Below are 22874 nucleotides of genomic sequence, written 5' to 3' on the forward strand. Positions count from 1 at the left end.
AATGGATAACAGTGAAGTCGCGAACACCGACGGAGACGCACGTCGACTGGGCCGGCTCGGTGCACCTGGCGCCGGGGCTGCTGGCGTTCACCGGCCGCATCGGCGACGCCGAGGCCCACACCCACGCCTGCCTGCAACTGCTCATCGTGACATCCGGCCGCATCGTCCTGGCCGATGCCCGCGGCGCCCGGCGTCCGGTGGAGGGGATCGCGATCATCCCGGCGGGAGTGCCCCATCAGGTCACCGCCGGCCCCGAGACGGCAGGCCTGGCCGCCTACCTCGACGCCGACTCGGCCGCCGGACGGGCCGCGGCCGCCCGGCTGCGCCGCACCGGGGCCGACCCGCGCCAGGTCGAGACCTGGACCGGCACCGCCGCGCAGCCCGCTCAGGCCCCGGCGACCACGCCGCCCCGACCGGCGCCCCACCCGACCCTGGCCGCCGCGATCGACCTCGCCACCACCGACCCCGGCGGGCCGCCCGACCTGGCCGCCCTCGCCTCCCGGGTACCGGTCTCGGCCAGCCGACTGGGCCACCTGTTCGCCGAACACCTAGGGCTGTCCTACCCGGCATGGCGGCGCTGGATTCGGCTGCAGCGCGCGCTCGAGGCGGTCCGCGCCGGCGCCGACTTGACCGCCGCGGCCCACACGGCCGGGTTCGCCGACTCGGCCCACCTCTCACGCACCACCCGCGCCATGTTCGGGCTCACCCCCACCCGCGCCGCCCGCGCCGCCGGCTGGCGGCCCTAACACAGGTCAGCGGATGCGTTCAAGCCCCACGCCCCGCCCGAGGCCAGGCTTGTCCACATGAAACGCCTCCTGCGACCACTGATCCGCTACGGCTACGCCCCGCTGATGCTCATCGGCGTCAACGGCACCGGCATCGCCCTCGCCGCCTCCGGCGCCCCCAAACCCTGGCTGCTCGCGCTCCTGGCACTCGCAGTCGGCCTCTCCTTCACCGCCGAACGCCTTCTGCCCTACCAGGAGACGTGGAACCACTCAGCCGGCGACGCCGGCCGCGACACCGCCCACACCTTCGTCAACGAGACCCTGCTCCTGGTCAGCGTCGCCGCCATCCCCGCCCTCGCCGCGCTCATCCCCGCAGGCGGCATCTGGCCCCACCACTGGCCCTTCGTCCTCCAAGTCCTGGCCGCCGTCCTCGTGGCCGACGCCGGACTCACCCTCGTCCACTTCGCCAGCCACAAGATCGGCGCGCTCTGGCGCTTCCACGCCGTCCACCACTCCGTAACCCGCTTCTACGGCCTCAACGGCCTGATGAAACACCCGCTCCACCAGACCCTGGAAATGACCGCCGGAGTCGTGCCCCTGGTCCTGGCCGGCATGCCCGTCACCGTCGCCGCCGCCCTCGCCCTGGCCGTCGCCGTCCAACTCCTGCTCCAGCACTCCAACGCCGACTACCGCGTCGGCCCCCTCAAACACATCCTGGCCCTCAACGAAGGCCACCGCTTCCACCACCTCAAATGGGCCGGCATCGGCGACGTCAACTTCGGACTGTTCACCCTCACCTGGGACTACCTGCTCGGCACCAAGACCTACGACCCGCACCGCCGCTTCACCTCCGACATGCTCGGCATGGCCGCCCACCCCGACTACCCCACCGCCTACCTGCCCCAACTCGCCGAACCCTTCCGCCCCAGCGGCGCCTGCACCCACCCGTCTGAGGACCCGGCACCGGACCGACACACCACAGCGGACACCGCCTGAACCGGCCGGCCCAGCTCTCGATACGTGCCGCCCAAGCCGTCACGCGGACGGCTCCGGGAGCGGCACGCGCATTTCACAATGCACCCCTTCACGCGGCACCCGGCCCGCCAGGCCGGTCAGCGGCCGAACAACCCGCAACGGACATTCAGTAGGTGACTCGGTTGGCATCCTTCATCAGGCTCCGATGGGCGTCCCTGACCGCGTCGAGTTCTTCTTCGCGCTCATCCAGTTGCTGCTTGAGGTCAAGGATCTCCTGCTGCTGGCGTTCAACGGCGAGCTCGAGTTGGCGGGTGCCGGTGGCCGCGCCGAGGCCGCTGCGTTCGAAGGTCTCGGCGCCGAGGAGTTCGCCGAGTCGGTCTTCGAGGTCGCGAACCTGGGAGGCGAGGCGGTGGTTGCGGTCGCGGAGGTTGGCGTTGTCGGCCAGGAGCGATTTGCGGCTGACCGTAGTCGACGCACGGGCCCCGGCTGCGGGCTCGTCAGCGGCGGCGAGTACCGCTGCGCGAAGGTCTGCGTGGCGGTGGATGAACGACCGGTGGACTCCGGCGTGCCGGGCGACGGCCGAGATCGTGAGATCGGCGCCCTCGGCGCGCATGGTCTGCAGGGCCGCCTCGACACGTGCGCGTCGCTGCTCGACATCTCGGCGTCGGGACTGAACCAGAGGAGCTGCCGTTCCAGTCATAGCACCCTCACTTTCTTTGTCCGGCAGCAGGTTTGATTGACGGCATGCCGAGGCTGACCGTCTGGCGGGTCTTGCGAATGACGCTGATCGCGTCGGCGATCGCCTCGCGCTCGGTCTCGGTCAGGTTCTCCAGGTCCTCTTCGACACGGCGGATCAGGTGCCGCAGCTGGTCGATTTCGGCGTCTCGGGGCATGAGCTGGTCGCGGGCCCAGTCGTCGATATCGCCGGCCGCGCGCAGCCGTTCCCGGTCGGCTAGGAGCTGCTGCAGGTACGACTTGAGTTCGGGCAGGTAGGAGGCGTCGGAGCGGAAGTGGCCGCAGCCGAGGCAGGTGAACTTGTAGGGGCAGGCCTGGCCGCTGGCCTTGACGTTCGACGGTTCGGTGCAGATCCCGAACGGGACGGCGACCTGGCCGACGCGCAGTCGTGCGTGCTCGTCTGCCAGCAGGCCCGCAGCACCCTGCAGGAGGCGCTTGCCGTGTCCGTCGAACTGATGGCGGGCCACCTTGTCGACGGCGCCGCGCACGCGCTTCTCGGTGACTCGGTAGTAGGTTAGGGTGGTCTGCATCGTCTTGTGCCCCATCAGGTCCCGCAAGACGTCAGGTGCTACGCCGTTGTCGGCGTGGCGCTGTGCGTAGCTGTGGCGATAGCCGTAGGGGACGATCTGGGCGGCGTCGAACGGCTGCCCGTCCTCGTCGAGGAGTTTGTCGGCGATCGTATCGACCCAGGCGCGGTGGGCACCGCTGAGCACGTCCTGGCGCATCGGTCTCGTGCCCTGCTGGTTGAGTTTCGGGCGCGGAAAGAGCGCCAAGTCCCCGAGAGGCGTATCGGGGAACTGTTCTCGCACCAGGTCTTTCTGTTTGCCGATGAGCGCTGCGGTGTCCTCGCTGATCGGCAGGCGGCGCCCCGGCCGGTTGCGCTTGAAGTCGGTGTAGACCAGCACCGGCCTGCCCTCGGCGTCGCGATCCAGGCAGTCCCAGGGGAGCCGGCCGACCTCATCAGGGCGACGGCCGGTGTCCATGAGCAGTTCGATCGCGTGGCGCACGCTCACCCCCGCACGCTCTTCCAGCAAGTGCAGGTGCTCGGTGAGGGTGCGAAAGACCGAGTCGGGGATGTTCCGGCCCCGTCGCTCGATCTGGGAGTCGTCGGGGATGTCGGTGTGCCGCATGGCGAAGTCGGCCGGCAGGCCGTCCAGTGCGTTCCCCGGCCGGGTCAGGCCAAGGGCACGGATGTCGTCAAGGAACACCCGCAGCTTGCGCGTGGTGTGAACCCTGACGTTCGTGGTGAGCTCGCCGGTGTGCTCCTGATACGCCAGGCGGTTCAGGAACACGACAATGTCCCCTCGCCCCACGGCCGAAGCGATCGCCCCCTCGTCTTCACGGGAGAGCCGCAGCACCTCAGAGAACCTGCCCAAGGCCTTCACCAGGCTGCGCGTGTTGGAGGCAGGATTGCGGCCGCGATGGCGGGGAAGGTCTTCGGCGGCCCAGTGCTTGGCGGCCTCGCGCAGCCAGCTCTGGCTGATCGCGGTGAAATCCAACGACCCGCCCATCCCGAACACGGCCAGATCCCAGACGTCCTTGACCTGTTCGGTCTCCGGGCTCGAAGTCAAGCGCCGCAGATCGCGGCACAGGATCTTGATCATCGTGCCGACATCACGGCCCCCACGCCGGAGAGGCGCATCGAGGAGGTCGAGCACGGTCGCGGCGCCGCGCTCACGCGCCAGGGCGATGACGGAGCGAACGATGGTTAGCCGGGTGCGCATCCCCGCATCCGTCCGAGCCTGCAGGCCCAGCAGCAGTTCGGTCTGAAGCCGTCCAGGCAGACCTTTCAGCACCACGACGTAGTCGGTGATGGCCGACGACTCCGTCGCCACCCATTCGGACTCGACCGCGCCCGGGGAATGTCGGCGGTGCTTCATCCACCGGGCGCGATGCGCGATGCACAACCCCGTCCGGCTGGCGGCGGTGCGAATGCAGGGAGGGACCACGCATTCGCCGAAGCTCGCGAAGGGCGCCGCGTCAGGACTGGTCGCGAGCCAAACCGACAAGGGCAGTTCTCGCTGCTTGTTGCGGCGAGCGACATGGGCGATGCAAAGCCCCTCCCGACCGGCTTTCGGCCGCTCGCAACCGAGTGCGACGCAGATCTGCTCCCCGACGTCGCGTTTACTCGCCGGCGTCGCGGAGAACTGCTCAAGTGGTGGCTGTCCCGAGGCGAAGTACCGCTGCTCGCAGGTCGAGCAGAACTCGGTCTCGCGGCTGCGGGTCTTTGCCCTGCAATCGAAGACGACGCATTCGCGGACACCCAAATGAGGATGATCGCGTGCCGGCGCCAAGAACTCGTGTTGCGGATTCCAACCGGCTTCGACAAGGAACTCGGGACGGATGAGGCTTCGCAACGACTCCAGTTCATCATCGACTTCGCGACTCCGGTGCAGCGGTGTCACGGTCGCGCGGCGCGCGCTCACCGGTCTCCCCGGGGCAGTCGCGGCAGGTCCACCCGGTCGACCGCCTCGCGCAACCGGTCAGGCGCGGGATGCAGGTAGACCTCGGACGAGGTGATCGCAGCATGCCCGAGCAGGTCCTTGATCTCGTCGAGCGTGGCGCCCGACTCGGAAACGGCATTGGCAAAACTGTGCCGTAGCTGATGCGGATGGACGACCCGGCCAAGACCGGCCCGGCGCGATAGCCGCTCCAGCAGCTCATTGAGCGCCTGCGGCCGCATCGGACGCCCCAGCGGCCGCTGGTAGAGATTAACCAGCAGGAAATCGCAGCCGGCCGCCTCAGGGCAGGCGTCGCGGGCCATGCAGTACTGGTCATAGGCCTGGACCACCAGCCAGTCCGCCGGAATCGCCCTGGGCCGGCGCGACTTCGCGACGGCTCCGTTCGGGTTCATCCTGCGGACAACGTGCAGGTGCGGTCCCTTCACCCCGCAGCCGAGCATCATCCCGTCCGGGACGAAATGCACGTCCTCTCTGCGGGCACCGGTGAGCTCGCCTCGCCGCGGCCCCATCCGCCCCAGCGCGATGACGATGAACCGGTCGCGCGAGTTGCGGCAGGCGCGCAGCAGCGCCAGGATCTCCTCACCGGTGGCGTCGTCGACGGGTTCATCGGGCACGGAGAGCCGATGGCGGGGTCGTTCGCGATAGGCGACATCCCGCTCACCGCGAACTTCAGTCGGCAGATCCCAGTCCCTCACGACGTCATACAGGGCGTTTAGGATCGTGTTCGGCACGGCGCCAACCGAGACCGCGTGCCTGATGAACTCCCGAACCGCCGCCAAGATCGCGTTCACCCGGCGGGGACCGCGGATTGGCGTCTCATCGCCCGGCGAGCGTCTTCGTTGAGGGTCATAGTGCTGCAACCAGAACACGAACCGACTCAAATGCGGAGCCGATTCGGTCCAATCGGTCCCAGAGTCCTTGCACCACTGCAAGAACAAGCCGATCGCCGTCGCGTACGCCTGCGTGGTCCCCTCCGCACGATCCCGTCCGAGCCGGCAGGCCAGCAGGAAATCATCAACCTCGACCACCGGTCGATACGACTGGTCAATCACGGTCCAGTACCGATCACCAGAGGGAAGGGTCACCCGGAACGACCGGAACTCCACCGCCACGCCATTGTCCCTCCGCTGGAAGAACATTGACCCTACGGAAGGACCGTCATGGGCGACGTGAGCGACACACCGATAGAAACTGTCGCACTTCGGACTCAGGGGATCTGGCTACGACAGTGCACGACATGCAATGGCCCCTATAAATCGACGGTTTTGTCGGTTTTATGACCCCTAATAGACATAATGGTCTCGCAGTTCATTCTGGCCATAGCGAGACGGCAGTGTGTCCGACAGGTGTCGCGCATGGACGCCGATGGGCCGAGCACCTGGTTCGTATCGGCAGCACCGGTTTTCCTGCGATGAGAAGGCCACGGGTCCCCGGCCCGCAGCAACGCGGATGCTCAGTTTCCGTTCCGGGTCGGCAGGCGGTAGGCCCGCAAGAGCAGGGCGAAGAACCAGCGTTGCGGCAGTAGGACTTTGAGCATCGGGATCGACCGGCCGCCCTGGCCGATGCCGTAGCGCGGCCGCGGCCGCTTGGCGCGGACCGCCTTGAGCACCAGATCGGCGACCCGGCCCGGGTCGCCGCCTCGCTCCAGGTTGCGCTGCAATGTGTCTTCGGCGGCCTCTCGGATGCCGTCATACGCGGCGATCCTGCCCTCGGTAGCCGCGGCGGCCTCCACAACGGGAGTGACGAACGCGCCAGGCTCGATCAGCGACACTCGAATGCCCAGCGACCTGGTCTCGTAGCCGAGTGCCTCGGTGTAGCGGGCCAGCGCGGCTTTCGAGGCGGCGTAGAAGCCCTCGCCGGGCTCGCCGATCCAGGCCGCGAGGGAACCGATATTGACGACCCGGCCTGATCGGCGCTGGCGCATGAGCGGCAAGACGGCGTCGGTGAGGCGGACGACGCCGAAGAAGTTGGTCTCGAATGCGGCCCGGGCCTCGTCGAGGGAGGCCTCCTCGGCCAGGCCCTGGTGCATGGTGCCGGCGTTGTTGACCAGGACGTCGATGCGTCCGGCTTCTGACAGGACGCGGTCGACGCACTGCCGCACCGAATCGGCCGAGCGCACGTCGAGCCGGAGCATGTCGACGCCGTCGGTGTCGGGGCGTTCGCGGCGGCTGGTGCCGAAGGTTCGGAAGCCGTGGGCGGCAAGCCGCTTGGCGGCCACGTCGCCTATGCCCGAGGAGGCGCCGGTGACCAACGCGACGGGGGTGGTACTGGTCGGTGTCATCGACCTCCATGCTGCCACTGGGGGCTTGCCGGGGATCGGGAGGTGCGGTGGGTTCAGCTGCGCGGGGCGTACATGATGACGGTGACGCCGACCAGGCAGATGGCGGCGCCGATGAGGTCCCACCGGTCGGGGCGGAAGCCGTCGACGACCATGCCCCAGGCCAGGGACCCGGCGACGAAGATGCCGCCGTAGGCGGCCAGGATGCGCCCGAAGTTCGGGTCGGGTTGGAAGGCGGCGACGAACCCGTACGCGCCCAGGGCGACGACGCCTGCGGCGATCCACAGGATGCCCTTGTGCTCGCGCAGGCCCTGCCAGATCAGCCAGGCCCCGCCGATCTCGGCGAGGGCGGCGAGCAGGAACAGGGCGATCGATCGGGCGGTGTCCATGGGCGAGAACCTATCAGTCCTGGCCACGCCCGGCCGGGTGCGCGACCTCGGGGAAGGGCAGCGGGCACTGGGGCGTGTGCGCGCAGGCATCCAGGTCGTCGCATCCGGCCGACAACGCCCCTTGCAACAGGGCGGCGACCTGCTCGAGTTCGGCGATGCGCGCTTGGACCTGGGCCAACTTGGCGCGGGCACTGGCCTGGAGGCCGCCGTCGGGGCCGCGCCGGTGCCTGCGCGGGTCGGTGAGGTCGGCGATCTCCTCCAGGGTGAACCCGAGCCGCTGCGCGGCCTTGATGACGCGCAGACGGGTGACGGTCTCGGTCGGATAGAGCCGGTGCCCGCCGATGGTGCGGTCGGTCGGGGCGATGAGGCCGCGCCGCTCGTAGTACCGCAAGGTCTCGCGTCCGACCCCGGCCGCTCGGGCGACCTGGCCGGGCCGCAGCCCCGCGCTCATGACGTCGTCCGGGCGGCCTCGGCCTGGGTGGCGATGCCGTCCAGGACGCCGGCGCGCACGGCGGGAACGGTGATGTCGAGGTCGAGGCTCCCTGCGGCGGCGGTGAGGTTGAAGGTGAAGAAGCCGCAGCAGTCGGCTTCGCGCGCGGCCAGGTCGGCGGCTTGGGCCGCCACGCCCGAATCCGGGGTCAAGGCCAGGCGCAGCCGCGTGGGTTCGAGGCGTTCGACCGACTGGACGGCGGCGGTGAACAGGTCTTCGAAGGCGGCCAGGCGGGCGGCTTGGCCCTCGGCGGGCAGGGCGCACGCATCGGCCGGCACCCACGCCAGGAGCGTTCGCGACTCGGTGCCGGTGGAGGTTTGCGGCGGGCTGATCAGGTCGCGGACGGCCTGCTCGCTTTGCGCGCCGACCAGGGAGGCGACCGTCTCGCCGCCTTCGAAGCGGATCAGCGTCGGCGTCCCGGTCACCGCATAGCGGGCCGTCAACTCGGGGGCCTGTTCGGCGTCGATCTTGACGATGCGGATACGACCGGCGGCCTCGGCGGCGAGACGGTCCAGGACCGGGGCCAGGCGGCGGCAGTTGCCGCACCAGGGCGCGTAGAACTCGACCAGGACCGGGCCCGCGGCCTCCAAGACGTCGGATGCGAACCGGTCGGCGGTGATCTCTGCAATGACGGTGGTCGGCGGTGTGGCCATGATGGCCTCCTTCGGAGCGGTGAACTGGGCTGTCATTAACCGTAAACCCGTACCCAGGTACCGGATGCAACTCGAATACGGCCCACGCCACAGAGCAGTGAGTGGGTGCCTGCGCGTTCTTCAGCGGCTGCCACCACACCCGCCGGTGCTTTGCAAACGCCGAACCTGGTACCGGGGGGACTGATACTGGTCGCCGCGCTGAGGCCGGAGCCGTTACCGATGCTGAGAGGGGCTGGTTTCTCGTGGTCGGGCCCGTGTGAGCGGGCTGAGGAGGGCGGCGATGAGCGTGAGGCCGATGAATACGGTGAAGGTAGGGGTATAGCCACCGATTCGTTCGGCGAGGGCTGCTCCGGCGGCGGGTGCGGTGGCAAGGGCGATGGTGGCCGGGGCGCTGCAGATGCCGTAGAGGAGGCCGAAGTCGCGGGTGCCCCAGCGGTCGGCGACGGCGGTGGCCTCCAGGAGTGTGAAGGCGCCACGAGCCGCACCGAGAGCGATCACGGCGGCGAAGACGACCACGGCCGGGCCGCTGATGACGGTAGTGGCGGCGATGGTGAGGGCGCCGAGAGCGAGGATGACTGCGGTCCGTGTGGTGGTGCTGGTGTGCTTGGCGAAGGTGCTGTAGCCGATGCGGCCGAGCAGCTGTCCGGCGCCGCTCAGGCCGAGTGCCCATGCGGCGGTGGTGGTGTCCATGCCGCGGCCGGTGAGCAGTGGCACGAGGAAGAAGGTGGCGGCGAACAGCGCGAAGGTCGCCAGCGCCATCACCGTGGCGAGGACGATGAACGGGACCGATCGCAGCACGGTCTTCATCGGGGGTGCGCCTGGCGCCGGCCCGGCCGTCTCGGATGATCGGGACTCGATGGTGGTGGCGCGGCCGGGCCATGGCCGGTTGAGGCCGATGGTGTGGGCGGGGATGGTGATCGCGGCCAGGATGAGACCGAGGACGAGGTACGTCTCGCGCCAGGTCAGGTGTTCGGACAGGCTGGCGGTGAGCGGCGCGAAGATGGTGCTCGACAGGCCCGCCACGAGCGTCAGGGCCGTGAGGGCCCGCACCCGCCGCTCGCCATACCAGACGGTGAGAGCGGCGAAGGCGGGCTTGTAGAACACACACGCCTGCGCCACCCCGGCGAGCGCCCAGGCGGCCAGGAACCACACCGGGTTCGGCGCCCACGCGATCGCGGCGACGGCGGCGACGGCCAGGACCGATCCGACGGTCATGACCGGGCGGGGGCCGTGCCGGTCGAGCAGTCGTCCGACCGGCACGCCCGCGGCGGCCGAGACCGCCAGCCCCACTGAGAACGCGCCGGTGATCGCCGCGGTCGACCAGCCGGTGTCGGCGCCGATAGTGCCGGCGAGGACGGGGAAGGCGTAGAACAGCACACCCCAGCTGGTGATCTGGGTGAGGCACAGGGTGATCAGCGCGCGCCGGGGTGACTTGGTGCGACGCTCCGGGGTTTCGGCGACAGTCTGGGTCATCGACGGTTCAGCGGAAACTGGTGTGCAGTCCGGCGGCGAACGCGGCCAGGGGACCCATGACGTGTTCGGCGTCGCGGGCGGCGCCGCGCAGCGTGTTCGAGGCGAAGGACCGCTGGAACTCCAGCCCGACGTAGGCCAGACCGGGGTGGGTGGTGGAGACGCCGCCGATGTGCCGGGGCATGCCCGCCTCGTCAAGGACCCCGAGCCCGGCCAGGTAACCCAGGTTCGGGCGGTAGCCGGTGGCGAACAGGACGACGTCCACGCGCTCGCGGGTGCCGTCGGTCCAGACCAGGCCGTCTTCGTCGAAGGCGGTGAACATCGGACGCCGGTCCAGCAGTCCTGTTTCGAATGCCTTGCGGTAGCCGCCGATGTCCAATGTCAGGCCCCCGGACACGAACGGGGCGAACCACTCCACCGGCAGGTGGTCGTACCCGGCGGTGAGCAGGTGGTGGAGGTCGCGCCCGTCCCGCCGCTGGTCGACCAGGTTGATCGGGGCCCGGGTGGCGAGGGTGACCGAGGCGATCTGGGCCAGTTCGTAACCGACCTGAACGGCCGAGTTCCCGCCGCCGACGACGACCACGCGCCGACCCGCGTACGGGTCGGGGCGGCGGTAGTCGGCCACGTGCAGCACCTCGCCTTTGAAGGTGTCATGGCCAGGCAGTCGGGGCAGGTGTGGGTTGCCGAACGAGCCGGTGGCGGCGACCACACCTGCGGTTTCGATCGTCTCGCCGGTCGCGGTGCGCACCAGGTAGCCGCCGTCGACGGTGGACACGTCCGCGACTTTGGTGTCGGTGCGGATATCGAGGCCGAGGCTGGCGGCGAACCCTTCGAGGTAGGCGGCGATCTCGTCGCGGCCGGGGTAGTCGTCGGGGTCGGCGGACAGGGGCCGGTAGCCGGGGATGGCGCTGAAGCGAGCCGGGGAGAAGACGCGCAGGCTGTCGTAGTAGTGCGGCCAGGAGCCTGCCGCGCGGGGCCCGGCCTCGAGCACGAGAGGGCTGAGGCCGGCGGTGCGGGCGGCGCGAGCGGCGGCCAGGCCGGACTGGCCGGCGCCGATGATCACGAGGGGTTTGCTCTGTGCGGTCATGCCAGCCATCATATCGTCACATCAAGAAATGACGAGATGAAAAGGCGGTGACCTGGACCACCGGGCATACTGGGTTCATGACCACCGGAACCGGGCCGCTCGACGCCGACGTCCAGGACTTCCTCAAAGCGCTGGCCAGTACCACTCGGCAAGAGGTCATGTTCCTGTTCAACGGCGACACCGAACTGACCGTCGGCGAGGTCGCCAAGCGGCTCTCGCTCGCCCCGTCGGCGGCCTCGGCCCATCTGGCGACGTTGCGCGAGGCGGGCATCCTGATCTCCCGGCGCGAGTGGAAGACCGTCTACTACCGGGCCAACCCCGACGGCATCCTCAAGGGGCTCGACGGCCTGCGCGACTACCTCCTCGCCTGCTGCCCACCGGTCGACTACGACCGGTCGTGTGGCTGAACGGCGTTCATCGGCAATTCAGCCACAGTTCACGCATTCGCGCTGGCAGTCTGATTCGATAATTATCAAACTAGACACGGATCGAAACAGCTCGGCTCGACCAGCTACATCCGCCACCCCGAATCCGATGCCACAGAAGGTGATCCCGTTGACCGAGCCTAATGCTCCCGTCCTCCCCGCCGAGGTCGACACCATCCTCGGCCACGCCGCCGAACGCCTCGCCGGCCGCTTCGCCGAGCACTTCTCGCCCGAGACCGTCCGCGAATGCCTCGACGATTCCTACCTCGTCCTGGCCGCCACCGCGAAAGTCCGCGACCACCTGTATGTCCTGGCCGAGCGGTTCGCCACCGAACGGCTCGACGCGATCACCACCGCGGACGGCTTGCGGGCGAGGATCAGGCCCGAGGTGCTGTTCGTGTGCGTCCACAACGCCGGGCGCAGCCAGATGGCCGCCGCGCTGCTCGCCCACCGAGCCGAGGGCCGCATCGTCGTCCGCTCCGCTGGGTCGGCCCCAACCGACCAGATCAACCCCGCCGTGGCCGCCGCGCTCGAGGAGATCGGGCTCGATGTCACCAAGGAGTTCCCTAAGCCGCTCACCGACGAAGCGGTCCGGGCCTCCGACGTGGTCGTCACCATGGGCTGCGGCGACGCCTGCCCGGTCTACCTCGGCAAGCGATACCTCAACTGGGAACTCGACGACCCGGCAGGGCAGTCGATCGAGACGGTCCGTGCCATCCGCGACGACCTCGACCGGCGGGTGAGCGACCTCCTCGCCGAACTCGTCACCACCGACGCCTGAGCACGACTGCTCCACCAGAGGGCAGGGCACCACCGGTTCGAGCCATGACAAGGGGCTACCGTGGTGGTCGTTTGCGCCGTGATGCCCGTGACCGGCGCCGTTCGGGCTATTGGTGAGCGAGGCAACTCGCTGTCTTCTTGCAAGCTGATTAGATATCAGTCAAACTAGACGCATGTCGAAGCAACCTGTTGATCTCGCGCGTCCGGCCGAGCTGGACGACTGTCGCGTCCCGCTGGTCGCCGAGCCACTCACGGCCTCCCAGGCCGAGCGGCTCGCCCCCTCCTACAAAGCCCTCGGCGATCCCGTGCGCCTGCGGCTGCTCTCCCTCATCGCCTCCCACGAGGGCGGCGAGGTCTGCGTCTGCGACCTGACCGACGCGTTCGACCTGACCGCACCCACCATCTCCCACCATCTCAAGGTCCTCAAAGAGATCGGCCTGGTCACCGCCGAACGCCGCGGCACCTGGGTGTACTACCAGGCCTGCCCTGCGGCCTTGGATCTGCTCTCGACCGTGCTCTCGGTCCCCCAGGAGGCCGGCGTATGAGCACCGACACCACTGCGACGACCGTGGCCGCCGAGGCCGCGGCCCGGGGCAAGCTCTCCACCCTCGACAAGTACCTGCCGGTGTGGATCGGCGCGGCCATGCTCGCCGGCATCGGACTCGGCCAATGGGTGCCCGGTGTTGCCGACCTCCTCAACGCTGTCGAGATCGGCGGCGTCTCCCTGCCGATCGCGGCCGGGCTGCTGCTCATGATGTACCCGGTCCTGGCCAAGGTCCGCTACGACCGGCTCGATTCGGTGACCGCCGACAAGCGCCTCCTGGTCTCCTCGCTCGTCCTCAACTGGCTCGTCGGCCCGGCGCTCATGTTCGCCCTGGCCTGGATCTTCCTTCCGGACCTGCCCGCCTTCCGCACGGGACTGATCATCGTCGGCCTCGCCCGCTGCATCGCCATGGTCATCATCTGGAACGACCTGGCCTGCGGCGACAGGGAGGCCGCCGCGGTCCTGGTCGCCCTCAACTCGGTCTTCCAGGTGATCGCCTTCGGCGCGCTCGGCTGGTTTTACCTCGACGCCCTGCCGCGCTGGCTCGGCCTGGACTCGACCGGCCTGGAGGTCTCGGGCTGGGAGATCGCCCTCAACGTCGCGGTCTTCCTCGGCATCCCGCTCGCCGCCGGATACCTCACCCGCACCCTCGGCGAACGACGCAAAGGCCGCCAGTGGTACGAGGAGCGGTTCCTGCCTAAGATCGGACCGTTCGCGCTCTACGGCCTGCTGTTCACCATCGTCGTGCTCTTCTCCCTCCAAGGCGAGGCGATCATCGCCCAGCCCTTCGACGTCATCCGCATCGCCGTCCCGCTCCTGGTCTACTTCGCCCTCATGTGGGCCGGGTCCTTCGCCCTCGGCAAAGCCATCGGCCTGCAATACGAGCGCACCACCACGCTCGCGTTCACCGCCGCGGGCAACAACTTCGAACTCGCGATCGCCGTCGCGATCGCCACCTTCGGCGCCGCCTCCGGCCAGGCCCTCGCCGGCGTGGTCGGACCGCTCATCGAGGTCCCAGTCCTGGTCGGACTCGTCTACGTCAGCCTGTGGGCGCGCCGCTTCTTCCGCGCACCCGCAACGGTGCCCGAGACCCGGCCATGAGCACGCGCGGCCACCACAGACCAGCCGCCCGCCTGGCACCCATGACAGCTACTCGAGAGCAAAGGAATTGACCATCATGTCCGCAAAACCGTCCGTCCTGTTCGTGTGCGTCCACAACGCCGGACGCTCCCAGATGGCCGCCGCCTGGCTCGCCCACTTCGCCGCAGGCCGCGTCGAGGTCCGCTCCGCCGGATCGGCCCCGGCCGACCAGGTCAACCCCGCCGCCGTCGAGGCCATGAAGGAGGTCGGCATCGACATCGCGAGCGCGACGCCGAAGATCCTCAGCTACGACGCCGTCGAGGCCTCGGACGTGTGCGTCACCATGGGCTGCGGCGACGCCTGCCCCGTCTTCCCCGGGAAGCGCTACCTCGACTGGAAGCTCGACGACCCGGCCGGACAGGGCCTCGAAGCCGTCCGCGCCATCCGCGACGACATCAAAACCCGCGTCGAAGCCCTGCTCGCCGAACTCCTCCCCGAAGACGAGGCCAAGGCATGAGCACCGAAGACGTCCGCAACGTCATCATCATCGGCTCGGGGCCGGCCGGATACACGGCCGCGCTGTACACCGCCCGCGCCGACATGCGCCCACTGGTCTTCGAGGGCTCCCAGTTCGGCGGCGCGCTCATGCAGACCACCGACGTCGAGAACTACCCCGGCTTCCCCGACGGCATCATGGGCCCCGACCTCATGGACTCCTGGCGCAAGCAGGCCGAGCGCTTCGGCGCCGAACTCGTCTCCGACGACGTCACCAAGGTCGAACTGGACGGCGAGATCAAGAAGGTGTGGGTCGGCGACGCCGAATACCGCGCCCGCGCGGTCATCCTCGCCACCGGTTCGGCATTCCGGCCCCTGAACGTCCCCGGCGAGAACGAGCTGATGGGCCGCGGCGTCTCCGCGTGCGCCACCTGCGACGGATTCTTCTTCCGCGAGCAGCACATCGCCGTCGTCGGCGGCGGCGACTCCGCGATGGAAGAGGCCACGTTCCTGACCAAGTTCGCCTCCAAGGTGACGATCCTGCACCGCAGGGACGCCTTCCGCGCCTCCAAGATCATGTCCGAACGGGCCCTGACCAACCCGAAGATCGCCGTCGAGTGGAACACCGTCGTCGACCGGATCATCGGCGAAGGCGGCAAGGTCGCCGGCGTCGAAGTGTCCGACGCGCACACCGGCGAGAAGCGAGAGCTGCCCGTCACCGGCCTGTTCATCGCGATCGGCCACGACCCGCGCTCGGAGCTGTTCAAGGGCCAGGTCACCCTGGACTCCTCCGGCTACGTCAAGGTCGACGCGCCCTCCACCCGGACCAACCTCGAAGGCGTGTTCGCCGCGGGCGACCTGGTGGACCACACCTACCAGCAGGCGGTCACCGCCGCCGGCACCGGTTGCACGGCCGCGCTCGACGCCGAACGGTACCTCTCCAGCCTCGACGACTAGACGCGCCATCGGCGATCACCCGTCCAGAGCCCACCCGCCCCACAACCCGATCAACAGGAGGATGCCCATGGGCGCCATCAAAGCAGTCAACGACGCCGACTTCCAGACCGAGGTGCTCGAATCCAGCAAGCCGGTCCTGGTCGACTTCTGGGCCGAATGGTGCGGTCCGTGCAAGAAGGTCGCCCCGGTGCTCGAAGAGCTCGCCTCCGAGTCCGACGCCGTCGAGATCCGCAAGCTCGACATCGACGCGAACCCGGAGATCACCCGGCAGTTCCAGCCAAGCTTCCTGCCGAAATCAGGCCCAGGAGTGCGGAGTCCGAATTTGCGTTACCGGTCGGCCGCGAGGTCGGTGAGCCGCCAGAGACCCGGTTTCCCGAGGCGGCGCCAGACCGGCCCGGTGGGGTCGGCCGCGCGGACGGACACGATGGTGGCGATCGGGAGCGGGCGTCGCTGTCCGCCGAGGGCGGCGTGGACGTTCGCCTCCCTCGCCGCGCTCGGCAGTTCGAAGCAGACCGCGCGGCCGCTTCCGGCGAGATGGTCGCAGTAGCGATCGACTTTCGTGACCAGACGAGCGAGAGTCTCGGTGCCGGTGTCGTGCTCGAGCCAGAACGCGCATGCGCCCTCGCTGGTGTTGACGGTGGCGGCGGCGTCAGGACGGATTATGCCGCCGGTGATCTCGCCGGTCTCGGCTTCAGAACGCCACTCGGTCAGGTCGACGTCGCCTGAGGCGCGAGCGGTGGCGAGGATGCGGCAGAAGAAGTCGTTGACGCCGAGCAGATGGGGCAGTTTGGGGGAGGCGGCCAGTCGGGTGAGGCGCTCATTCCAGGCAGGGAGGCGCGGGAGCGGCTGGTCGGTCGCAGCGGCGTGGAGGACGGCACCGGCAAAGCCGAGGGTGTAGCGGAACGCTTGCGAGCCGGGTCGTACGAGCGCGCGGAACCTGCAGAGCACGCCGTAGTCGAGGAGGGTGGCGATGCGGTAACGGGTAGCGCGGAGCGAAGGGAAGTAGAGGCGGTGGATTTGGTCGATGGTGAGTACGGAATGCCGACCGAGGAGATCGATGAGGAGTCGATCGCGAGGCGTCAGGCGGGCCAGAAGGCCGGGAATATCCTCAAGTGCGGAATACACATGTCGGGCGGTCACAACGCCTCCCCGGATTCGTGACCTGAACTGGGCTTTCGCTTGTCATCTCGCGGGGCGTCTCTTCCTGCGTCTCGTTGCTGGGCGAGAAGCAGGGTCAGACGCTGGGTGAAAGGTCCGGGGTGAACGGCAGTTGTCACAGCGCCTGAAGCTGGGTCTGGTCCGTCCGCTTTGGTGATGCGTCTGAGCGCTTCGGTCCGGATCTGGTCGGCCCTGCCGATCTCCTCGGCCGGGGGCAGTCCGTTCAGGGTGAAGGCGGGGGCTTCTCGCCGGTCGAGGTAGAGGCGCGCGGCCATGGTGTAGTCGTCCAGATGGGCCAGGTCGTGCTCGCTCAAGGGCGCGGTGTGGCGGGCTAGGACGCGGGCGTCTTCGGGGCTGGTGTTGAAGTACAGCTTCGATCGGGCTTGGCCGGAGACGGCGAAACCCATCTCCTTGGGCAGCTGGGCGAGGTATTGGTGGGCGATGGTCACCGACAGGTGCAGTTTGCGGGCCTCGGCGAGCATGTCGTCCAGTGCGTTGGGCAGGTTCAGGAAGTTCTGTGCCTCGTCGAGGATGAGTGAGCAGTCGCGGCGCCTGCGTTCCGGCGTGGCGGTGCGGGCGGTGGCGGCCTGCCAGACCTTGGCGACCAGGATTGACCCGACCAGGCGCGCGGTGTCCTCGCCGACTTCGCCTTTGCTCAAGCGGGCGAGGACGATACCGCCGTTGTCGAGGATGTCGGCCATGTCGAAGTCCGCGGTCGGGGTGTCGAACATGGTGCGGATGAACGGGCGCCCCAGCAGTGCGCGCATGCGCGAGAGGACTGGGCCGGCGGCCTGGTTCTGGGTGGTGGGGTTCATCTCGCCGTACCAGGCCCAGTAGCCGGGGATGCCGGTCATGTCGCCGTCTTCGAGCAGGCCCGAGGGCGGGAGTTCGGCGGGTGCGACTTTCTGGATCTCGGCGACCATGCGGCGGCGGAACTTCTTGCTCAGCAGCAGGTTCGGCAGCATGGTCAAAGGCTGTCCGTTCTCCCGCAGGGTCAGCAGCCCGTACCTGAGGACGTCGTCCGCCCTGGGGCCCCAGAACCGGGGCCAGATGTTGCGGCAGATCGCGACGAGGTTTTCGACCACGAGGTGTTCATCGGCTCCGGCCAGCGGCGCGAGCCCCGGCTGGGCATCGAGTCGGGGGTCGATGAGGTAGAGCCGACCGGCCACGGTCTCGGGGTCGAGCCTGGCCAGGATGTCGTCGACCAGGTCTCCGGCGGGATCGATGAGGACCAGGCCCCTCCGGTCGCGAATGTCGGCCAGTGCGAGGTGTTGGAGCAGCGTGGATTTGCCCGAGCCGGTCTTGCCGATCACGTGCAGGTGATAGCGGGCGTCGGAGGCCGACAAGGCGACCTTGCGCCCGCCGATAGCCGCCGTGCCGAGCGTCTTGGTGTTCCTGCCGCCGGATCCGAGGCCGCGCGGTGGGGCGACCGGGCGTGCTCCGGCCCGCTCCAAAGCGGGCACCACCGCATCGGTGGGGAGGTGGGCCAGGCCCGCGAGTTCCGCGCCATTGAGGACGGTCGTCCGCGCGGCCTTGGCCCATCGATTGCAGATCGCCCGAGCGTGCAGCAGCCGGCGGCGCTCGTGACCCCAGCCGAGCATGCCCGCCACCGCCGCATCCAAGCGCTTGCTGTGCGTGATGACCCGCTCGGCGGACTGGGCCGGGCCGCCGACGACCCACCGGAGTCCGACATTCCACATCTGGCTGTTGAGTCGCCCGGCCAACGCCGTGCGCTGCTGGCGCTCCCATGGGGTCTCATAGGTCTGCTGCCGGGTGCTGGTGCCGAATCTCGGAAGGACGAATGACAGCAGCTCGTCGACCAGGCCGGAGCGCCGCGACGGCCCCTGGGCGCTGCGGCGCATGGCGCTCACCTGGCGGCGACTGACCGGCGAGGCCACAACCTGAAGTACCGCATGCCCCCGCGTCCCTGCGGGTCCGGCTTCCAATAGTCCGCGCAGCAAGTCGGCCGGTTCCTCCACTTCCACTGGAGTCAGCGACTGGCGGTTCCACACCACATGAGCGCCCCGCGCCGCGCCCTTCTCGGGAAGCGGGGAACGCGCTGGCTCAGTCAATGCCGTCGTGCCGGGCCAGGCCGACGTGACCGCTTGCACGATCATCTGCGGGTCGAACAGGGACGGCACCCAGATCCTGACCGCCAGTTCGGGCCCGTCCCACGAGTACTCCCAGATCAGGTGCGGTTGGCCGCGCCAGAAGCGGCTCCAGCGGCGCTGTTGGATCGCCCTGAGTTGCCGCCACGCGGCCTGCGCCCCGGCAGGATCGACCTCCGGCGGCGCGGCCAGGCGCACATAATGGCTACCCTCCCTCCCGCGCGTCACCGACCGCCGGGCCAGGACCGCTCGGATGGTCAGGATGCAGGCAAGACCGGCTACCAGCGCGCCTAGCGGCAGGCGTATGGTTTCGATCCAGGCGATGAGTTCGGTGGGGATGCGAAGCCCCGTAAGGGCATCCAGGATCTCGGTCATAGCGAAATATCCTTCGTTCCGAAAAACCACTCAGGGTTGACCGCTGTGTCGAACACCGGCTTATGTGATCGGTGAATCTCCATATGCAAGTGCGGGCCGGATGACCGTCCGGACGAGCCGACGTAGCCGAGTACGGTGCCAGCGGCGACGGTGTCGCCGACCTCCACCGCTGGCCGCTGCATCATGTGGCAGTAGCGGCTCAGCACGTTCTCGGCATGGGCGACTTCGACGTACCAGCCGCAGCCCATGATCTGGGGAGACCCGTCGACATCGCACGAGAGCTGGCGACCCGCGGGCGTGTGGGCGTTGCAGACGACGGTGACGACCCGACCGGCTGAGGCGGCGTGGATCTCGGCGCCACGCTCCGCACCGAGGTCCACGCCGTTGTGCGACGGTCGCGAGGCCGAACGCCAAGCGGAGACGATCCCGGCTCCGGGGACCGGATGCACCCACTCCCCACCGCACTCGGCTTCGCCGCCGATCGCATCGGCGGCAGCCCGCGCACCGGCTTCATGCTTGGCGTAGGCGTCGGGGTAGGCAGAGACCTGTACTTTTTGGGCGGCCACGGTGACCGGAAGGTCTTCCCAGCCGTCGATCTTCTCCAGGGCGTCGTAGAACAGGCCCGCCGACGCCGACGGGTTCATCAAGTCCTTCACTTCGCCCCAGTGAGGGCGCTGCTGGAACAGTCCCACGCTGTCATGGTCGTGGCCTTCGCCGTCGTGGTCGTAGTTGTACGAGGCGGGCACGTTCGGGTTGGCGAGGACCCGGAGCGCTGACTCCTGCATGGCGGTGGCAATCGCGACGACCGCGGCCCGCTCGCCCAGACCGCGGTCGGCCGCCACGGCCCAGATGGTGATCGCGTGCCGGGCTTGCCCAGCGTCGTAGCCGGCGCCGAGGGCGTCGGCGACGGCCTTCGGGTCGGCGTTGACGGCCGAGCATCCGGCGCCGACACCGATCGCCAAGTTCCGGTTGCCGGTCGATGCCACGATCGAGACGACCGCGCAGGAGGCCAATGCGACGAGCGCGCACATGCCGATCAAGAACAGCCGGATCATGATCGGTCACTGCCCTGCGCGAGTCCCGTTCGGCAGAGCCGGTGCTCTTCGGGTGGAGCGACGGCTCTGAACAACACGTGCGCTTCCCCGGCCACGAGCAGGGCCTCACCGGTCCTGGCAGTGGCGACCAGTTCGTGTTCGGCTCCGGTGAGCCGGAATGCCTCGGACACCGCCTCGACCGCTTGTGGTGCCTGACGAAGCAGGATCTGAGTGTGCGAGTTGTTGATGACTACGCGACCCAGCTCGGTCGAGGTGACATCGTCGGCGTCCTGGGTGACCACGGCCAGCCCCGCGTTGCGCTTGCGGGTGCTCTTGGCCATGCGCGCTAGCCACGCGGCGGCGCGGCCTCCCCGCAGTAGCAGCCACGCCTCGTCGACCACGGTCAGCGTCCTGGGCCCGTCCGACCGCAGCGACCGCCAGATCTCGTCGAGGACGACCAGGGTCACCACGGGCGCCAGCTCGGCCGGGACCGCCGACAGGTCGTAGACCCGCAGCGGATGCCGTTCGGAGTCAGACGAATCGGCCTGAGAGTCGTCGGTGGCGAAGATGGAATCGGGCCCGGTGTATGGAGCGAGCCGAGCGGCCAGATCAGCTCCGTCAGCCTCGGTCTCGAGGCGTGCGGTAACGGCGTCGAGGCCCGGTGCGCCTTGGCTCCAGGTGGACATGTCGTCGCTGATGCCCGCGGCCGCGTATGCGGCCGCTGTCGCGCGTTGCAGCGCGGCCGCCTCCGTGCTGGGCAGACGCTCGCCCAGGAGTGTTTCGACCACGGTGGTGCAGAACAGTTTCCTGCGGCCGAGCTCATCGGGGGCCGGGTCGGCCGGTAGCGCAAGCGGGTTGAGCCGTACCCCTGGTGTGCCGGGTCTGACCGGCCTCGCTCCGACATGTTTGGCAAGCGCAAGGTATTCGGCCTCGGGGTCGACCACGACCACCCGCACCCCTTGATAGAGCTGCCTGAGGATCTCGCACTTGGTGAGGTAGCTCTTGCCGGCTCCGGAGGTGGCGATCGTGATCGAGTTGTGGTTCGGGCACGACCATCGGTCCCACAGCACTGGTGAACCGGTGTACAGGTTCAGGCCCAGCAAGACCGCGTCGTCACTGACCGGTCCGGGCACGTCGGCCGAGCAGAAGGGGAACGATGCCGCGGCGGTGTCGGTGTCGACGGTGCGTTTCGCGCCTACCGGGTCGACTCCGAGTGGGAGGGTCGCGAACAGGCCAGGCAACTGTCGGGCCGTGGCTGGGCGCACATCGAGCATTGCCGCAGCGGTCGCGGCTCGCAGCCGGGCGCACGCAAGGTCGAGTTCGTCGGTGGTCGGCGCGTGTACGGTCACGTAGACGGCTTGGGCGTGCAGCTGGGACTCCCCGCGCGCGATGCGTCCGGCGAAAGCGGCCGCATCGGCAGCGGCGGCCTCCACGCTCGGGTCGTCCAGTTTCCCGCGACCGGCCGCGTACATCCGCTGCGACTCCAACCGAGCTCGGCGGCGCTGCAGCGTCGAAGCCGCCACCGCCGGGTTGAGCCCTTGGACGTGGAGCGCCGTCTCGACGCGGGCCCGGTCGCCGACGAAATATTCCAGCCAGCCGACCGGCAGCATCGACGGATACCCGACCAGCAGCAGCACCGCTGCCCAGCCGTCCCCGACCCGCATCCGCCGCAAACCGACTACGGCCGTATCGGGCCATAGGTCCGCCTCGAGCGCAAAGCCGCGCTTCGCAATGAGCTTGCCGGTCAGGGCACGTAGAAGCGGTTTCATGTCGTCCTCCCAGTAGTTGCAGGGGTGCCGTGGGGGTCGATGCCGTACCGGACTCGGGCGGTCAACTCGGCACGGTCCAGGCGGTGTGCGACCACACCGATCTGTGCGGCGAACGCCTCTACCTGCCCGGCCGCCCAGGCTGCGCCGTCGGCGTCGGGACAGCGGGCGATCACGGTGATCTCCCGCCGCAGCAGCGACTTCGCGCCCACCAGGCCGGCCAGCCACGCCTGATGCGCCGCCGCTGCCTTGGCCAGCGGCCCTGCTGGGAGTGCGGTACGCCGAGCCTCGAGCCCGGCCAAGTAGCGGGAGAGGTCGACCGGGCGGGTGGAGACGCACACCTGCAGGTGCGCATCGAGCGAATGCAGCAGGCGGGCGAACGCGCCGGTCAGCGCGGCCCGCTCAGTGCCCGAGCGGAGTCCGAAGTTCACAAACCCCACATCGACACCGGCCGCCCAACCCGCAGACCCCAAATCGACCAGGCCGTTGTCCCGGATGGCACGGACCGGGCCATGCACCGCCGCCGTCCCAGCGGATCCCGAACGCTTTGCCCGGCCGGTCAGGCGCGCGAGAGTCCGACGGACCTCTTCTGGCGCCTGTCCTGCCGCGATCGGGCGCCTCGGGGTTGCGGTGGCGCACCAGATCAGGCGGTCCAGGCTTGCCCCGTCCTTGCGGACGGTCGCCAAAGCGAACGCCACTGCCGCGACCGGCGCGGTCACGGCCGCTAGGACCGGAATCGGTGCGGTCTCGACCAGACCCCGCCACAGTGCCAACAGCACCAGCGCGACCGGCGCCAAGAGTGCGACCTGACGGGCGGTCAGACCGAACAGCACCTTGTCGGGCAGGTCCAAATCAGCTGGGACCCATGCTGCATTGCTGGTATTCATC

The 22874-nt window shown here is 69.0% G+C and carries 22 protein-coding genes and 1 pseudogene; 9 read left to right on the forward strand and 14 right to left on the reverse strand.

Going from position 1 to position 22874, the window contains the following annotated elements; genetic code table 11:
* Positions 1–11: 11 nt before the first annotated feature.
* Both YWW_RS0111025 and YWW_RS29680 read left to right on the forward strand, forming a co-directional pair.
* Positions 12–746: a helix-turn-helix transcriptional regulator gene (locus YWW_RS0111025; protein ID WP_051325653.1), complete on the forward strand. Its 735-nt coding sequence runs from the start codon at positions 12–14 to the stop codon at positions 744–746.
* A gap of 57 nt (positions 747–803) precedes the next feature.
* Entirely contained in the window at positions 804–1721 is a 918-nt protein-coding gene (locus YWW_RS29680; RefSeq protein ID WP_035704345.1) for a sterol desaturase family protein, read from the forward strand.
* A gap of 145 nt (positions 1722–1866) precedes the next feature.
* On the opposite strand, the gene YWW_RS38230 is transcribed toward YWW_RS29680, so the two are convergent.
* From YWW_RS38230 to YWW_RS0111075, 9 genes are all read right to left on the reverse strand, one after another.
* Positions 1867–2400, reverse strand: coding sequence for a DUF6262 family protein (locus tag YWW_RS38230; RefSeq protein WP_026930173.1), 534 nt, complete (start codon positions 2398–2400; stop codon positions 1867–1869).
* A gap of 7 nt (positions 2401–2407) precedes the next feature.
* Complete coding sequence (locus tag YWW_RS35030) at positions 2408–4861, reverse strand: tyrosine-type recombinase/integrase (RefSeq protein WP_155830119.1); 2454 nt, start codon at positions 4859–4861, stop codon at positions 2408–2410.
* Positions 4858–6036 carry a tyrosine-type recombinase/integrase gene (locus YWW_RS0111045; RefSeq protein ID WP_081687367.1) on the reverse strand — a complete coding sequence of 393 codons (1179 nt, stop codon included), beginning with the start codon at positions 6034–6036 and terminating at the stop codon, positions 4858–4860. The genes YWW_RS35030 and YWW_RS0111045 overlap by 4 nt, the downstream gene beginning before the upstream one ends.
* Before the next feature lie 314 nt (positions 6037–6350).
* Positions 6351–7178 (reverse strand): SDR family NAD(P)-dependent oxidoreductase, encoded by an 828-nt coding sequence (locus YWW_RS0111050; RefSeq protein WP_026930175.1) that lies wholly within the window; start codon positions 7176–7178, stop codon positions 6351–6353.
* Positions 7179–7231: 53 nt separating this feature from the next.
* On the reverse strand, positions 7232–7564 hold the full coding sequence (locus YWW_RS0111055; protein ID WP_026930176.1) for a YnfA family protein: 333 nt from the start codon (positions 7562–7564) through the stop codon (positions 7232–7234).
* Positions 7565–7577: 13 nt separating this feature from the next.
* Positions 7578–8015 (reverse strand): MerR family transcriptional regulator, encoded by a 438-nt coding sequence (locus YWW_RS0111060; RefSeq protein ID WP_026930177.1) that lies wholly within the window; start codon positions 8013–8015, stop codon positions 7578–7580.
* Positions 8012–8707: a thioredoxin family protein gene (locus tag YWW_RS36885; protein WP_081687398.1), complete on the reverse strand. Its 696-nt coding sequence runs from the start codon at positions 8705–8707 to the stop codon at positions 8012–8014. Before YWW_RS36885 ends, YWW_RS0111060 begins: the two co-directional genes overlap by 4 nt.
* Before the next feature lie 213 nt (positions 8708–8920).
* Positions 8921–10180 (reverse strand): MFS transporter, encoded by a 1260-nt coding sequence (locus YWW_RS29695; protein WP_035696663.1) that lies wholly within the window; start codon positions 10178–10180, stop codon positions 8921–8923.
* 7 nt (positions 10181–10187) lie between these two features.
* The gene (locus tag YWW_RS0111075; protein WP_035704347.1) at positions 10188–11264 is read right to left on the reverse strand and encodes a flavin-containing monooxygenase; all 1077 of its coding nucleotides are present in this window, start codon (positions 11262–11264) and stop codon (positions 10188–10190) included.
* 77 nt (positions 11265–11341) lie between these two features.
* On the opposite strand from YWW_RS0111075, the gene YWW_RS0111080 reads away from it, so the two are divergent.
* The 7 genes and pseudogenes from YWW_RS0111080 to YWW_RS38235 all read left to right on the forward strand — a co-directional run.
* A complete protein-coding gene (locus tag YWW_RS0111080) occupies positions 11342–11671 on the forward strand; it encodes an ArsR/SmtB family transcription factor (RefSeq protein ID WP_026930179.1) in 330 nt (109 codons plus the stop codon).
* A gap of 142 nt (positions 11672–11813) precedes the next feature.
* Positions 11814–12470, forward strand: a complete 657-nt coding sequence (locus tag YWW_RS0111085) for an arsenate reductase ArsC (protein WP_026930180.1) — start codon at positions 11814–11816, stop codon at positions 12468–12470.
* A gap of 172 nt (positions 12471–12642) precedes the next feature.
* A complete protein-coding gene (locus YWW_RS0111090) occupies positions 12643–13014 on the forward strand; it encodes an ArsR/SmtB family transcription factor (RefSeq protein WP_026930181.1) in 372 nt (123 codons plus the stop codon).
* The gene (gene arsB / locus YWW_RS29700; RefSeq protein WP_035704350.1) at positions 13011–14114 is read left to right on the forward strand and encodes an ACR3 family arsenite efflux transporter; all 1104 of its coding nucleotides are present in this window, start codon (positions 13011–13013) and stop codon (positions 14112–14114) included. The genes YWW_RS0111090 and arsB overlap by 4 nt, the downstream gene beginning before the upstream one ends.
* Before the next feature lie 76 nt (positions 14115–14190).
* Complete coding sequence (locus YWW_RS0111105; protein ID WP_026930182.1) at positions 14191–14610, forward strand: arsenate reductase ArsC; 420 nt, start codon at positions 14191–14193, stop codon at positions 14608–14610.
* Entirely contained in the window at positions 14607–15545 is a 939-nt protein-coding gene (trxB, locus tag YWW_RS0111110) for a thioredoxin-disulfide reductase (protein ID WP_026930183.1), read from the forward strand. Before YWW_RS0111105 ends, trxB begins: the two co-directional genes overlap by 4 nt.
* A gap of 67 nt (positions 15546–15612) precedes the next feature.
* A pseudogene (locus YWW_RS38235) lies at positions 15613–15861 on the forward strand (thioredoxin family protein); the annotation flags it as partial.
* A gap of 11 nt (positions 15862–15872) precedes the next feature.
* Here YWW_RS38235 and YWW_RS37330 read toward each other — a convergent pair.
* The 5 genes from YWW_RS37330 to YWW_RS0111140 are packed head-to-tail and all read right to left on the reverse strand — an operon-like array spanning position 15873 to position 22873.
* Positions 15873–16685 carry a replication-relaxation family protein gene (locus YWW_RS37330; RefSeq protein WP_162145935.1) on the reverse strand — a complete coding sequence of 271 codons (813 nt, stop codon included), beginning with the start codon at positions 16683–16685 and terminating at the stop codon, positions 15873–15875.
* Positions 16682–19186, reverse strand: a complete 2505-nt coding sequence (locus YWW_RS29715) for a type IV secretory system conjugative DNA transfer family protein (protein ID WP_155830120.1) — start codon at positions 19184–19186, stop codon at positions 16682–16684. The genes YWW_RS37330 and YWW_RS29715 overlap by 4 nt, the downstream gene beginning before the upstream one ends.
* On the reverse strand, positions 19183–20241 hold the full coding sequence (locus YWW_RS0111130) for a M23 family metallopeptidase (RefSeq protein ID WP_026930185.1): 1059 nt from the start codon (positions 20239–20241) through the stop codon (positions 19183–19185). The genes YWW_RS29715 and YWW_RS0111130 overlap by 4 nt, the downstream gene beginning before the upstream one ends.
* A complete protein-coding gene (locus YWW_RS0111135) occupies positions 20238–21989 on the reverse strand; it encodes a VirB4 family type IV secretion system protein (RefSeq protein WP_081687371.1) in 1752 nt (583 codons plus the stop codon). Before YWW_RS0111135 ends, YWW_RS0111130 begins: the two co-directional genes overlap by 4 nt.
* Positions 21986–22873: a PrgI family mobile element protein gene (locus YWW_RS0111140; RefSeq protein ID WP_155830121.1), complete on the reverse strand. Its 888-nt coding sequence runs from the start codon at positions 22871–22873 to the stop codon at positions 21986–21988. The genes YWW_RS0111135 and YWW_RS0111140 overlap by 4 nt, the downstream gene beginning before the upstream one ends.
* Between the last annotated feature and the right edge of the window lies 1 nt (position 22874).

Source organism: Glycomyces tenuis DSM 44171, assembly GCF_000427885.1.
Taxonomy (GTDB): Bacteria; Actinomycetota; Actinomycetes; order Mycobacteriales; family Micromonosporaceae; genus Glycomyces; species Glycomyces tenuis.